This window comes from Nocardioides nitrophenolicus (assembly GCF_016907515.1).
GTDB lineage: Bacteria > Actinomycetota > Actinomycetes > Propionibacteriales > Nocardioidaceae > Nocardioides > Nocardioides nitrophenolicus.
Genome location: NZ_JAFBBY010000001.1, coordinates 2,875,002 through 2,887,860 on the forward strand (window position 1 = coordinate 2,875,002; position 12,859 = coordinate 2,887,860).

Genomic DNA, 12,859 nt, shown 5'->3' on the forward strand with positions numbered 1-12,859 from the left:
GGGTCAGGGGATCTCGACGGTCACCCGGACGGGGGAGTGGTCCGAGAGCTGCAGGCTCCCCGCGAACGGGGACTCCATCTGCCAGCTCGTGACGCGGGCAGCAGGTGGAGCGAAGACCCGGTCGACGTGCGCGCCCCAGCGATACGAGACCGGCGGCGGCACCGCCCAGGCGTTCCACGAGTTGACGTACGGCAGCGAGTTGTACGCCTCGGCCGCGTCGAAGGCGTCGTCGTAGCCCAGGGAGTTGAGCACCTGCCGCGGAGCATCCGACCCGCGGGTGCGGTCGGAGTTGAAGTCGCCGGCGAACAGGATCGGGACACCCGCCGTGTTGGGATCGGCCTGGATCGCGAGCAGGAACTGGCGCATCTCGCTGTCGCGCTCGGCGTCGGAGGCCTGGGCCGGGGGTGCGAGGTGCAGGCCCGCGAGAATCAGCGGGCGCTGGGTCACCTGGTCGATGACACGCACCCAGCAGCCGCCGTGGGTGTAGCCGGGAAACCGGTACCCATTGGCCGTGCCGGCGACGACGTCGAACTTCGACGACTTGACCAGCAGCGACTGGTTGCGCACGTTGGGCGTGGCCGGGAGGCCGTCACCGGCCTGGCAGGCCTTCTCGTAGCCGGGGGTGACCTGCAGATCATCGACGGCCGGGGTCGCCTCCTGCAGGGCCACGGCGTCCGGGGCGATGGCGGCGAGCCGGGCCTTGGCCCCGTCCTTGCGCAGGTCCCAGGCGCGGTCGCCGGTGCAGACGCTGCTGCACACATTCCAGGTCATCATGTTCACGTGGAGCGGTCCGCCGGTCGCTCGTGACAGCGCCACGGTCACCTTGCAGCCCGCCGTCGCGAAGGCGCCCACGCCCACCGGACCGGACGGGCGGACCTGGAAGCAGTAGGTGCGGCCCGGGTCGAGGCCGGGAATGGTCACGCCGGCGACCGGGCCGCCCGTGCTCGGGACGGTGACGCGCTGCTTGTTCTTGGCGCCCTGGATCGGGTTCTCGTTGCCGAGGTAGTCGAGGTCGTACGACGTCGCGCCGGGGACCTCGTTCCAGCGGAAGGTCAGCGCGACGGTGCTGCCCTGGATCTGCTGCCGGTCGACCCACACCGGCTGCACCGCGGCCAGCCGGGCCGTCGTACGACAGCGGGTCTTGGACCACTTGCCCTTGCGCTTGCCGTTGTAGGCGCGCACCTTGACGCAGTAGTCGGTGCCCTGTGCCAGGCCCTTGATCGTGGTCGACGTCGACCGGACGCGGGTCTTGCGGGGCTTCCCGCCCGGCACCCGCCACTGCACCTTGTACGACGTCGCCCGCGCCGCGCGCTTCCACTTCACCTTGAACGAGGCGGTCGTGCCGTCGACGCGAGGCTTCTTCAGCTTGACCCCCTTGACCTTGGCGGGCTTGGGCGCGGCGCTGGCGGGCTCCACGAACCCGGCGACCAGGCCGGTGGTGGACAGCAGGAGAGCGATCGCGACGAGCAGCAGGCGCAGCGCGCGGGGCGGAGTGTGGGGCCTCATGGAGAACTTTCTCGTCGCGGAACGGGAGCGGATGCCGAGGTTGACAGCGGATGCGGCGGTGACGGCATTACAGGCTGTCCTTACCAGACTGGGCCACTTTCAATCCGCAGTGACCCAGCGCACCGCGACGAGGATCACGCCCCGCACGCTTGACGGCACTAGTCTTGACGGGTGAGTGACACCGAGGACCAGCCCGCAACCTTCGCCGATCTTGGCCTCGGTGACCGCATTCTCAAGGCCCTCAAGGACATCGGCTATGAGTCGCCGTCCGCCATCCAGGCCGCCACCATCCCGCACCTCCTCGAGGGCCGCGACGTGATGGGCCTGGCCCAGACCGGCACCGGCAAGACCGCGGCCTTCGCGCTGCCGATCCTCGACCAGCTCGACCTGTCCCAGAAGACCCCGCAGGCGCTGGTCCTCGCGCCGACCCGCGAGCTCGCGCTCCAGGTCTGCGAGGCGTTCGAGAAGTACGCCGCCAACCTGCGCGGCGTGCACGTGCTCCCCGTCTACGGCGGCCAGGGCTACGGCGTCCAGCTCTCCGCGCTGCGCCGCGGCGTCCACATCGTCGTCGGCACCCCCGGCCGGATCATGGACCATCTCGAGAAGGGCACCCTCGACCTCACCGAGCTGCGCTTCCTGGTCCTCGACGAGGCCGACGAGATGCTCAACATGGGCTTCGCGGAGGACGTCGAGACGATCCTCGCCGACACCCCCGACGAGAAGCAGGTCGCGCTGTTCTCGGCGACCATGCCGAAGCAGATCCGCTCGCTGTCGCAGACCTACCTGAAGAACCCGGTCGAGATCGCGATCGAGCGCAAGACCCGCACCGCCGAGAACATCAAGCAGCGGTACCTGATGGTCAGCTACCCGCAGAAGGTCGACGCGCTGACCCGGATCCTCGAGGTCGAGAACTTCGAGGGCGCGATCGTCTTCGTGCGCACCAAGAACGAGACCGAGACCCTCGCCGAGAAGCTGCGCGCCCGCGGCTACAGCGCCGCCGCGATCAACGGCGACATCGTGCAGGCCCAGCGCGAGCGCACCGTCAACCAGCTCAAGGACGGCAAGCTCGACATCCTGGTCGCCACCGACGTCGCCGCCCGCGGCATCGACGTGCCCCGGATCAGCCACGTCTTCAACTACGACATCCCGACCGACACCGAGGCCTACGTGCACCGGATCGGCCGCACCGGGCGCGCGGGGCGCAGCGGTGACGCGATCTCCTTCATCACCCCGCGCGAGCGCTACCTCCTCAAGCACATCGAGAAGGCGACCCGCTCCACCCTGGAGCAGATGCAGCTCCCGAGCGTCGACGCGATCAACGTGTCCCGGCTGAGCCGCTTCGACGACCAGATCACCGCGGCGCTGGAGTCGCCGCAGATCGACTTCTTCCGCGACGTCGTCGGCCACTACATCCGCGAGCACGACGTACCCGAGGCCGACGTGGCCGCCGCCCTCGCGATCGCGCTCCAGGGCGACACCCCGCTCCTCCTCGAGGAGGAGCCGGAGCCGGAGCGCCGACCGCGCCGCGACCACGACGACCGGGCCGACCGGGGCGCCCGGGACCGGGACCGGGGCGAGCGGGGTGGCCGCGACCGCGCGCCGCGCTCGGGAGGCAACTTCCAGGCGTACAAGATCCAGGTCGGCAAGCGGCACCGCGTCGAGCCGCGGCAGATCGTCGGCGCGCTCGCCAACGAGGGCGGGCTGGACCGTCGCGACTTCGGCAAGATCACCATCCGCCCCGACTACTCCATCGTCGAGCTGCCCGCCCGGCTCACCGAGGACCAGTGGGAGCGGCTCAAGAGCACCCGGATCAGCGGCAAGCTGATCGAGCTGGCCAAGGACTACGGCCCGCCGAACCGGTCGCGCAAGCCGCGGGACTGACCTAGGGTCGGACCCCATGGGGGGTCGGCGCCGCTTGGGGGGTCGGCGCCGCTTGGGGGTGCCCGCCGCGGTCGCGGCGGGCCTGCTGCTGAGCGCCTGTGCGGCCGCGACCCCCGTCGCGGAGCCGGCCGCCGTCGGCTCGTCGGCGGCGCCCACGCCGTCGTCCGCGTCGCCCACGCCGACCCCGCGCCCCGACGAGCCGTCCCGCTCGGGCGCCCGGGTCGACGTACCGACGGTCGAGATCATGGCCCAGCTGGCGCGGCGGGCGGAGCGGATCGCGAAGCGGCTGCCGCCGGTGATCGTGCCGGCCGAGGTCGACCCGGCCTCGAACCGCGGCCTGGGCTACCGCGAGATGATCGAGTTCGGCTTCCCCGCCGACCAGTGGCCCTATCTCGACGCCCTCTGGCAGCGCGAGTCCGGCTGGAACCATCTCGCCGAGAACCGCAGCTCCGGCGCCTACGGCATCCCCCAGTCGCTGCCCGGCACCAAGATGGCCGTCGTGGGCAGCGACTGGCGCACCAACCCCGAGACCCAGATCCGCTGGGGACTCGCCTACATCGCCGCGCGCTACGGCAACGCGCAGAAGGCGTGGGAGCACTCCGAGCGCACCGGCTGGTACTGAGCCGTTTGCGATAGTCCCTGCTCAAAAGCACCGGTTGTCGTCGGATTTCGGTGCTTTTGAGCAGGGACTATCGCGATCAGGCGATTCGGGCCAGCGCCGCGTCCTGCACGCACGCGGCGGCGGCCATCATCCCGGCGGAGGCGGCGACCAGCACCGACGCCATCGGCATCGGCAGGCCCGGACCCTGGGCCAGGTCACCGGCGGCGTAGACCCCCGGGAGGCTGGTCCGGCCGAACGCGTCGACCACGATCGCGCCCATCTCCGACATCTCCAGCCCGAGCTGCTCGGCGAAGGGTGCGGCCTGCGCCCACTCGGTCTTCACCAGCAGCCCGCCGAGCGTGACCTCGGTGTCGTCGGCGAGGGTGACGAGCAGCTCTCCTCCCACCTTGCGGACGCCGGCCACCGGCTCGGTCACGACGCTCGCGCCGAGTGCGGCCAGCTGGTCGGCGGTCGTCGGGTCGAGGTCCGCGCCGTGGGTGAGCACCACCCGGTCCTCGGCGATCGGCTGGACCATCGAGGCCATCGCGGCCACGTGGGGGGCGGCGCCGAGGATGCCGACGCGGGTGTCGGCGTACTCGTGGCCGTGGCAGAACGGGCAGTGCGCGACCAGGTCGCCGAAGTTCTCCGCGATCCCGGGGACGTCGGGGAGGGTGTCGCGGACGCCGGTGGCGAGCAGCACCCGCTCCGCGCGCACCGGCTGCTCGCCGTCGATCTCGAGGACGAAGGCGCCGAGCTCGCCGGTGATCCGGGTGACGCCGGCGCCACCGACGTCGAGGAAGCGCACGTCGGCGTACGCCTGGGCGTCCTTGCGGGCCGCGACCCGCAGCTCGGCCGGCGGGGCGCCGTCGTGGCCGAGGAAGTTGTGCATGTGCTCGGTGGGGTCGTTGCGGTAGCGGTCGGTGCTGATCACGACGGTGGAGCGGTGCATCCGACCGAGGGTCTGGGCGGCCTGGAGGCCGGCGGATCCGGCGCCGATCACGGCGACGTCGTAGCGGTTCGATTTGCTCATGGGCCCAGCCTGTGACTTCATGTGAACATGAAGTCAAGTGCCCGCGACATCCGGTGGTCCGTCGGTGACCTGGCCGCGCGCTTCGAGCTGGAGACGCACGTGCTGCGGCACTGGGAGGACAAGGGCCTGCTGCACCCCGCGCGCGACTCGGCGGGGCGCCGGGTCTACGGCGAGGACGACGCCTTCCGGGTGGCCGCGATCCTGGCCAGCAAGGCGTCCGGGATGAGCCTGGACCAGATCCGCACCCTCGTCGACGCCTCGGTCGACGGCCGGCGCGACGCGCTGCGCGCGCACCTCGAGGAGCTCGACCGCCGCCAGGCCGAGCTCGAGCGGTCGCGCCACATGACCCAGCACGCGCTGGAGTGCCGGGCCCACGACATCACCACCTGCCCCGGCTTCCAGGCGCACGTCTCCGACATCGTGGACGGTACGACGAAGGGCATCCGCTTCCTCGCCGGTCACTGACCCCGTTGTGACGGACCCGCCTGGTAGAACCTTTCCCATGCGGCGGATCTCGGCAGCCCTCACCTCTCTCCTCCTGCTCGGCGCCGTGCTGAGCGCATGCTCCGGCTCCAGCGCGATCGACGAGGCCGACGCCGCCGCGCGCACGCTGGAGAAGGCGCTGGTCGCCGCCGCCACCACCGACGAGGGCCCCAACCCGTTCGCCGACCTCGCCTTCGCCGGCAAGACTCCCGACGAGGTGCGCGATCAGTACCGTGCGATCGTCGGCGGGATGAACGGCCTCGAGCCGACCGTCGAGATCGGCGAGGTCTCCGAGAGCAAGGACCTCTACACCGCGCCGGTCTCGTGGTCCTGGCCGGTGGTCGAGGGACAGGACCCCTGGGCCTACCAGACGACGGTGGAGTTCCATCCCGAGAGCACCCTCGACGAGGGGCCGACCGAGGTCGTGTTCACGCCCGCGCTGGTCGCGCCCGACCTGGCCGAGGGCGAGTCCCTCGACGCGGTCACCCAGCCGACCGACCGGGGCGACATCACCGGCGCCGACGGCCAGGTGCTGGTCACCGAGCGGGCGGTCGTCCGGGTCGGGATCGACCGCGCCAAGGTCGACGCCGCGGCCGCGCCCGCCTCCGCGCGGGCCCTCGCCCGCCTGGTCGACGTCAAGGTGAAGCCCTACGTCAAGGCGGTCACCGCGGCCGGTCCGCGCGCCTTCGTCGAGGCGATCACCTACCGCGCCGGCGAGGAGCCGGCCGGGTTCGCCGACGCCCTCGCCGGCATCGTCGGCGCGAGCACCGTCGACGCCGAGCTCGCGCTCGCCCCGAGCCGCGACTTCGCGGCGCCGATCCTCGGCCGGGTCGGTCCGGTGACGGCCGAGATGGTGAAGAAGGACCCCGCCGCCTACCGCCCCGGTGACGTGGCCGGACTCTCCGGCCTCCAGGCACGCTACGACGACCAGCTGCGTGGCCGCGTCGGCCGCGTCGTCTACGTGCTCCCCGCGGCCGGCGGCAAGGACCCGGCCGCCGAGCGGCGCGAGGTCTACCGCGTCGACGCGACGCCCGGCCGGCCGCTCGCGATCACCCTCGACGAGCGGCTGCAGACGCTCGCCGAGCAGGTGCTCGCCTCGACCGGGCCGGCCGCCGCCCTGGTCGCGCTGCGGCCCAGTGACGGCGCGATCCTCGCGGCGGCCAACGACGCCGCGACCGGTGGCCAGAACTACGCCACCTTCGGCCAGTTCGCCCCCGGGTCGACGTTCAAGATCGTCACCTCGCTGGCCCTGCTCCGCGCCGGGCTCACCCCCGACAGCCCGGTCGAGTGCACGCCCACGGTCAGTGTCAACGGCAAGGAGTTCAAGAACTACTCCGACTACCCCTCCTCCGCCCTCGGCACCATCCCGCTGCGCGAGGCGGTCGCCCAGTCGTGCAACACCGCGCTGATCGGCCAGCGCGACGCGCTCGACCAGGGCGACCTCGCCGCCGCGGCCGCAACCCTGGGCCTCGGCATCGACCACGACCTCGGCTTCCCCGCCTTCTTCGGCGAGGTCCCCGACCCGGGCAGCGACACCGAGGCGGCGGCCTCCCTCATCGGCCAGGGCAAGGTGCTCGCCTCCCCGATGGCGATGGCGACCGTGATCGGCAGCGTCCAGGCCGGCACGACCGTCGTCCCCCGCCTCGTCGACCAGGTCGACGTGAGCGTCCCCGCCGAGGCCACCCCGCTCGCGCCCGCCGAGGCCGACCAGCTGCGCGCGATCCTGCGCCAGGTCGTCACCGAGGGCAGCGGCCGCGGCCTGGCCGACGTCCCCGGCCCGCCCGTGATCGCCAAGACCGGCACCGCCGAGTACGCCGACGGCGACACCATCCGCACCCACGCCTGGATGGTCGCCGCCCAGGGCGACCTCGCCGTCGCCGTCTACGTCCAGACCGGCGAGTCCGGCTCCCAGACCGCCGGCCCGCTCCTCGAGGCGTTCCTCCGCGGGGCGCGCTGAGCCCCCGCGCGGCCGGCCACCGGCCTCGGCCCGCGTACCCGGTCCGGCCCGGCCATCCGGCCTGGGCCCGGCCGTGCCCAGGGTTCTCGGGCTCCCCGTCCGGGCCCCTGCCGGGCGGTGCCCCGCCATCCCCGGCCGCCCGGCTGTAACACGCAGTTCGCTGCTCTACCCGACCCGCGACGTCGCGCCGTGGGGTCTGTGCGGGTACGGCACAGTGCACGGGGGTCATGGAGTGCAGCGAACTCCGTGTTACAGCGCGGCGCCTGAGCCGCCCCGAGCCGAGCCGCCCCGAGCCGAGCCGCCCCGAGCCCGGCCCCACCCATGCCGAAGGGGCCGCACCCGAGCGGGTACGGCCCCTTCGTCTTCGACATCCTCCCCCCGGAGGTGTCTGTCTGGATCAGCGTCCGGAGAGGCTCCGGGCGCCGGTGGCGGGCGTGCCCGCGACCTTCTTGGGCTGCTTCGGCGTCTTCACCTTCGCCTTCGACGGCAGCGACTGGACCGGGTTGCCGGCCGGGGTGGTGCCGCTGGCGGTGGCGACGTTGACGACCTTGCCGGCGACCAGGTCACGCTTGTGGACCTTGTAGGTGGCGGTGCAGGTGATCGAGGCGCCGGGGGCGAGGCCGGTGGCCGGGAGCGCCGGGCACTTCGGGGTCAGGCTGCCCTTGCCGCTGAACTGCTGCTCCGCGATGGTGACGGTCTTCAGCGCGATGTTGCCGGTGTTGGTGACCTTGAAGGTGTACTTGATCTTCTCGCCGAGCTTGGCGACCTTCTTCGGCGTGGCCTTCTTGACCAGGGAGACACCCGGGACGGCGGGCTGCACGGTGGCGGCCGCGGTGTTGTTGGCCGGGTTGCCGCGGTCGGTGACGCCGACGTTGTTCAGCACGGGCGCGTTGCCGGTGAGGACCTTGCTGTAGACCAGGGTCAGCTTCTCGCCGTTGTCGAGACCGCGGACGTCGCTGCCGACGGGCCGCGAGCAGTCGAGCTCGCCGTCGGCCGGGATCGCCGAGCCGACCGCGGTGTCACAGGTGAACGGCGTGCCGCTGCCGCTCGCCTGGACCGACACCAGGGTGCCGCCGCCGGCCTTGTCGTCGGTCACCGTCACGGTGTCGTCGATGCCCATCAGGTCGGGGCCGTTGTTGGTGATCACCAGGGTGTAGGTGACCGGCGTGCCGGACTCGAACACCTCGGCCGCGGCCGTCTTGGTGACCGACAGGTCGTAGTTGCAGGGCACCCACTCGATCTCGCCGGTGCCGTTGCGGCTCGCCCCGTTGGGAGCGAGGGACTCGCCCTCCGCCTGGTCGATGAGGGTGGCACCGTGGGTGCCGCTGAAGAAGCTGGAGCCGCCGCCACCGCCGCCGCCGACGACCCCGGTGCCGACGGTGGGGTCGGTGGGGTCAGGGGTGCCGTTGTCCACGTCGCCGACGGTGGTGGCGCCGCCGCCGCCGCCGAAGTAGCCGGCGCCGCCGCCGCCGCCCTGGTCGGCGCCGTCGCCGCCGCCGCCGTTGCCACCGTTGCGGCCCGACCCATCGCTGCCGTTGTCGGCGGGCTTGTCGGCGTGGACGCCGCCGGTGCCGGCAGCGTTGGTCCCGCCGGCGCCGCCGCCGCCGGGCGCGCGAGGCGTGGTCGAGCGGTCGACGCCGTCGGCGCCGTCCTGGCCGGCGAAGGTGCCCTGGCCCTCGATGACACCGGCGTGGCCGCCGCCGCCCGCGTTGGGGTTGTGGCCGCCGCCGGAGCCGCCGCCGCCGCCGACGAGCGCCACGAGGTCGCCGTTGACGAGGAGGCTGGTGTAGCCACCGCCGCCAGCACCGGCGTGGGTCCCGGTGCCGCCATTGCCGCCCTTGTCGTCACCGGACGCGCCGCCGAGACCGCCGCTCGCGCCACCGCGCCCGACGACGCCGGTGAGCACGTCGGTCGGGGACACCGGGATCCGGAACTGCACCCGGGCGCCCTGGCCGCCGCCGACCTGGTCCGGGTCGTCGGTGGGCTCGTCGTCGTCGTTGTCGGCGCCGGAGATGGCGGTACCGCCGTTGCCGCCCTCGAGGGTGACGATCGCGGCGCAGGAGCCGGGAGCGGCGGCCTGCTCGAACTCGCCGAGCGCGAGCGTGGTCGGCTCGTCAGGGGGCGTGGCCGGGTCGGCGTGCGAGCTGGGCACGGTGCCGAAGATGCTGATCGTGGCGGTCGCGGTGGCCAGCGCGGCGATGCCGGCCAGCCTCACGCGTCGGGAGGAAGGGGGAGTCAGAGTGGACATGGCCCGGTTCTTACCGGCGCTCCGGAGGTGGCGGCCCCCAAAGTTAGGCAAACCGTCTCAAATGCCCCCCGAACGGGTGACAGCTGCGGGTGGGCCGACCCCACCCGGCGACTGACGGGCTGTCCGGCTCCGGCCGACGCATCGGAAAACGGAGAGAGCCCCTCATTGCATGGGGTCAACGAGGGGCTCAGTCGTATCGGTGCTCCCTCCGAAGTACGACTGCTGCCACTTTAGCGCGCCGATCGTGAGGGACAAATCCCTTTCGCCGAAAATCCTGGGACCCGGGACCATCGGCTCGCCTCGGGGCCTCCCGAAGCCTTCCGCCCAGTGCCAGAGTGGGGCCATGACCTTCCGTGATCGCCTCGCCCACCTGCTCCCGGAGTCGCGTCGCCAGCTGTACGTCGGCGGCGACTGGGTCCCCTCCGGCAGCGGGGCCCGGATCGACGTGCTCGACCCGGCCGACGGGTCGGTGCTGACCGACGTCGCCGACGGCACGCTCGACGACGCCCGGGCGGCGCTGGACGCCGCTGCCGGCGCCCAGGAGTCGTGGGCGGCGACGGCGCCCCGGGAGCGGGGCGAGGTCCTGCGCCGCGCGTTCGGCCTGGTGGTCGAGCACGCCGACGACCTGGCCCTCGTGATGAGCCTGGAGATGGGCAAGCCGATCGCGGAGGCGAAGGGCGAGGTGACCTATGGCGCCGAGTTCCTGCGCTGGTTCTCCGAGGAGGCGGTCCGCATCCACGGTCGCTGGATGCAGAACCCGATGGGCGGCAGCCGGCTGCTGACCGTGCGCAAGCCGGTCGGTCCGTGCCTGTTCATCACCCCGTGGAACTTCCCGCTCGCGATGGGCACCCGCAAGATCGGCCCGGCGATCGCGGCCGGCTGCACGATGGTGGTCAAGCCCGCGTCGCAGACCCCGCTGACCATGCTCCTGCTCGCGGCCCTGCTCGCCGAGGCGGGCCTGCCGGCCGGCGTACTCAACGTCGTGACGACCTCCGACTCCGGCGGCCTCAGCAAGACCCTCCAGGCCGACCCGCGGCTGCGCAAGGTCAGCTTCACGGGGTCCACCTCGGTCGGCAAGCGGATCGTCGAGCAGTCCGCCGGCGAGCTGCAACGGGTGTCGATGGAGCTCGGCGGCAACGCCCCGTTCCTGGTCTTCGCCGACGCCGACCTCGACGCCGCCGTCGAGGGCGCGATGATCGCCAAGATGCGCAACATGGGCGAGGCCTGCACCTCCGCCAACCGGTTCCTCGTCGAGGCGTCGGTCGCCGAGGAGTTCGGCACCCGGCTCGCCGAGCGGATGAGCGGCCTCCGGGTCGGCCGCGGCCAGGACGTCGGCGTGCAGGTGGGTCCGCTGATCGACGCCAAGGCGGTCAGCTCCGTCGCCGCGTTGGTCGACGACGCCGTGGATCGCGGCGCCCGGCTGCTCACCGGCGGCCGTGCCACCGAGGGCGACGGCTTCTTCTACCCGCCGACCGTGCTGGTCGACGTCCCCGCCGACGCCGAGGCGGTGCGCAACGAGATCTTCGGTCCGGTCGCCCCGATCACCACCTTCGTGACCGAGGACGAGGCGATCCGGCTGGCGAACTCGACCGAGTACGGCCTCGCCGCCTACGCCTACACCCGCGACCTGGCCCGCACCATCCGGCTGGCGGAGCGCCTCGAGACGGGCATGCTCGGGATCAACACCGGCCTGGTCTCCAACCCGGCCGCGCCCTTCGGGGGTGTGAAGGCCAGCGGGTTCGGCCGTGAGGGCGGGTTCGAGGGGATCGAGGAGTACCTGGACACGACGTACGTCGCCCTCCCGGTGACGTGAGCGCCGACACCGGTCTGCGCACTCCGCGCCGGCTGCCCCGCGCGCTCACCCCGTTCCGGCACGCGGCGTACCGCCGGCTCGGGACGGCGCTGGTCCTGACCAGCTTCGCGGGCGGGGTGTGGGTGGTCGCGCTGGTCTGGGAGGTGATCCGGATCGGTGGCGGCGCGAGCGCGCTGTCGCTGGTGACGACGGCCGGCGCGGTCGGCGTGGTGCTGCCGGCGCTCCTCGGCGGGGTGGTGGCCGACCGGGTGCCGCAGAAGCTGATCCTGCTGGCGACCTCGACCGTCGAGCTGGTCGGCATGAGCGTGATCGCGGTGCTCTCCTTCGCCGACCTCACCCAGCTGTGGCATCTCGCGGTGGTGGCCGCGACCGCGGGCCTGGCGATGGCGTTCTACTACCCGGCGTACTCCGCCTGGCTGCCCGCCCTGGTCCCCGAGGAGGACCTGCTCGCGGTCAACGGCTTCGAGGGGATGGTCCGCCCGACCGTCGGTCAGGCGCTCGGGCCAGCGGCGGCGGGCGTCGTGGTCGGCGCGAGCTCGTCGTCGGCGGCGACGGCGGTGGCCGCGGCGGCGTACCTCCTCGGGCTGGTCGTCTTGGCGACCGTGCCGCTCACCGCGGTGCGGCGCGAGCTGCCGGCGGTGGGTGAGCGGACTCGCGGCGGGTGGGCGCACGCGGTCGGCACCGCGCTGGCCGACATGCGGGAGGGCTTCGGGTACCTGGTGCGGACCCCCTGGCTGCTGGCCACGCTGCTGTTCGCGAGCGTGATGGTGCTGGTGGTGATGGGTCCGCTCGAGGTGCTGGTGCCCTTCTTGATCAAGGACCGGCTCGGCGGCGGACCCGGCGACCACGCGATCGTGATGGCCTGCTTCGGCATCGGCGGCGCGCTCGGCTCGCTGGTGACCGGGTCGCTGCCGCTGCCTCGGCGCTACCTGAGCGTGATGAACCTGCTGTGGGGCGTCGGCTGCCTGCCGTTCCTGGTGGTCGGCTTCGCCACGGCCGTGTGGCAGGTCGCGGTGTCGGCGTTCGTGATCGGGGCGCTGTTCTCGGCCCCGATGGTGATCTGGGGGACGCTGCTGCAGCGGCGGGTGCCGCCCGAGCTGCTGGGCCGGGTGGCCTCGCTCGACTTCTTCGTCTCGATCAGCCTGATGCCGGTGTCCCTCGCCCTGGCCGGCCCGGTCGCCGCGGTGATCGGGCTGGAGGCGACCTTCGCGGTGGCGGCGCTGGTGCCCGTCGTCGCCGCCACGGTCGCGGTCCTCGCGGCGCGGCTGCCGGCGGACGAGATCGCGCACCCACTCGGGTAGATTCCGCGACGGGACTCGGGACGTCGAAGGGGAGCACTC

Annotated in this window: 9 protein-coding genes; 6 read left to right on the plus strand and 3 right to left on the minus strand. The window is 72.7% G+C overall.

All coding sequences use genetic code 11. The features are described from left to right. Positions 1–3: 3 nt before the first annotated feature. Entirely contained in the window at positions 4–1,506 is a 1,503-nt protein-coding gene (locus JOD66_RS14015; protein WP_204837463.1) for a fibronectin type III domain-containing protein, read from the minus strand. Positions 1,507–1,677: 171 nt separating this feature from the next. Between JOD66_RS14015 and JOD66_RS29515 the strand changes: the two genes are divergently transcribed. Beyond that, on the plus strand, positions 1,678–3,387 hold the full coding sequence (locus tag JOD66_RS29515; protein WP_204837464.1) for a DEAD/DEAH box helicase: 1,710 nt from the start codon (positions 1,678–1,680) through the stop codon (positions 3,385–3,387). A 58-nt stretch (positions 3,388–3,445) separates the two neighbouring features. Next, positions 3,446–4,009, plus strand: a complete 564-nt coding sequence (locus JOD66_RS14025; RefSeq protein WP_307823517.1) for an aggregation-promoting factor C-terminal-like domain-containing protein — start codon at positions 3,446–3,448, stop codon at positions 4,007–4,009. Between the two features lie 76 nt (positions 4,010–4,085). Here JOD66_RS14025 and JOD66_RS14030 read toward each other — a convergent pair whose 3' ends face one another. Further along, a complete protein-coding gene (locus tag JOD66_RS14030; protein WP_204837465.1) occupies positions 4,086–5,018 on the minus strand; it encodes an NAD(P)/FAD-dependent oxidoreductase in 933 nt (310 codons plus the stop codon). A 27-nt stretch (positions 5,019–5,045) separates the two neighbouring features. On the opposite strand from JOD66_RS14030, the gene JOD66_RS14035 reads away from it, so the two are divergent. Both JOD66_RS14035 and JOD66_RS14040 read left to right on the plus strand, forming a co-directional pair. After that, positions 5,046–5,483, plus strand: coding sequence for a MerR family transcriptional regulator (locus tag JOD66_RS14035; RefSeq protein WP_204837466.1), 438 nt, complete (start codon positions 5,046–5,048; stop codon positions 5,481–5,483). 37 nt (positions 5,484–5,520) lie between these two features. Continuing rightward, positions 5,521–7,458 carry a penicillin-binding transpeptidase domain-containing protein gene (locus JOD66_RS14040; protein WP_204837467.1) on the plus strand — a complete coding sequence of 646 codons (1,938 nt, stop codon included), beginning with the start codon at positions 5,521–5,523 and terminating at the stop codon, positions 7,456–7,458. Between the two features lie 397 nt (positions 7,459–7,855). On the opposite strand, the gene JOD66_RS14045 is transcribed toward JOD66_RS14040, so the two are convergent. Beyond that, the gene (locus tag JOD66_RS14045) at positions 7,856–9,673 is read right to left on the minus strand and encodes a CLIPPER-2 domain-containing protein (protein WP_204837468.1); all 1,818 of its coding nucleotides are present in this window, start codon (positions 9,671–9,673) and stop codon (positions 7,856–7,858) included. Positions 9,674–10,049: 376 nt separating this feature from the next. On the opposite strand from JOD66_RS14045, the gene JOD66_RS14050 reads away from it, so the two are divergent. Together JOD66_RS14050 and JOD66_RS14055 are read left to right on the plus strand one after the other, a co-directional pair. After that, complete coding sequence (locus tag JOD66_RS14050) at positions 10,050–11,519, plus strand: NAD-dependent succinate-semialdehyde dehydrogenase (protein ID WP_204837469.1); 1,470 nt, start codon at positions 10,050–10,052, stop codon at positions 11,517–11,519. Further along, positions 11,516–12,820 (plus strand): MFS transporter, encoded by a 1,305-nt coding sequence (locus tag JOD66_RS14055; protein WP_204837470.1) that lies wholly within the window; start codon positions 11,516–11,518, stop codon positions 12,818–12,820. Before JOD66_RS14050 ends, JOD66_RS14055 begins: the two co-directional genes overlap by 4 nt. Positions 12,821–12,859: the final 39 nt, after the last annotated feature.

Excerpts from the sequence above, each read along its gene's own strand:
- JOD66_RS14015 (WP_204837463.1), bottom strand. The coding sequence starts at position 1,506 with ATGAGGCCCCACACTCCGCCCCGCGCGCTGCGCCTGCTGCTCGTCGCG.
- JOD66_RS14030 (WP_204837465.1), bottom strand. The coding sequence starts at position 5,018 with ATGAGCAAATCGAACCGCTACGACGTCGCCGTGATCGGCGCCGGATCC.
- JOD66_RS14035 (WP_204837466.1), top strand. The coding sequence starts at position 5,046 with ATGAAGTCAAGTGCCCGCGACATCCGGTGGTCCGTCGGTGACCTGGCC.
- JOD66_RS14040 (WP_204837467.1), top strand. The coding sequence starts at position 5,521 with ATGCGGCGGATCTCGGCAGCCCTCACCTCTCTCCTCCTGCTCGGCGCC.
- JOD66_RS14050 (WP_204837469.1), top strand. The coding sequence starts at position 10,050 with ATGACCTTCCGTGATCGCCTCGCCCACCTGCTCCCGGAGTCGCGTCGC.